Source organism: Neisseria sp. P0021.S006 (assembly GCF_051956895.1).
This window is the reverse complement of record NZ_JBQCWZ010001264.1, coordinates 1-444: the sequence shown is the minus strand read 5'-3', so window position 1 is coordinate 444 and position 444 is coordinate 1. Positions and strand designations below refer to the sequence as shown.

Annotated in this window: 2 pseudogenes; both read right to left on the bottom strand. The window is 50.0% G+C overall.

What is annotated here, in order from left to right:
* Window positions 1-108: pseudogene (locus ACTHUM_RS19800) on the bottom strand (cytidine deaminase); the annotation flags it as partial.
* 3 nt (window positions 109-111) lie between these two features.
* A pseudogene (locus tag ACTHUM_RS19795) lies at window positions 112-444 on the bottom strand (tRNA (adenosine(37)-N6)-dimethylallyltransferase MiaA); the annotation flags it as partial.

Here is a 444-nt window from a genome sequence, read left to right as displayed (position 1 = left end):
TAGAAATGTGCGGACTGCGCCGATTTCCTGTAAATCTTCCAGCGTACAAACACCCAATTCTTTTAGCGCGGTCAATGTTTTAGGGGCAAGTGGTGGCGTGGTCAGCATGGATTATTCCTGAAAATGCTGACGCGCCAAGGCTAAGGCCGTCTGAACATAATCGCTGTCTGAGTAAGGATCTAACGTGTGCGCCAAAGGAATTTTCCGCAACCAGGTCAACTGGCGTTTGGCAAGCTGGCGCGTGGCGACAATGCCTTTTTCGACAAAGGTAACATAATCGGTTTCGCCTTCGAGATAATCCCAAGCCTGACGGTAGCCCACGCAGCGCATAGACGGCATATCGGCATGCAGCTGCGGATAATCGCGGCGTAAGGCGTGCATTTCATCGAGGAAACCGTGTTCCAGCATATTTAAAAAGCGTTTTTCGATTTGCTGGTGTAACAA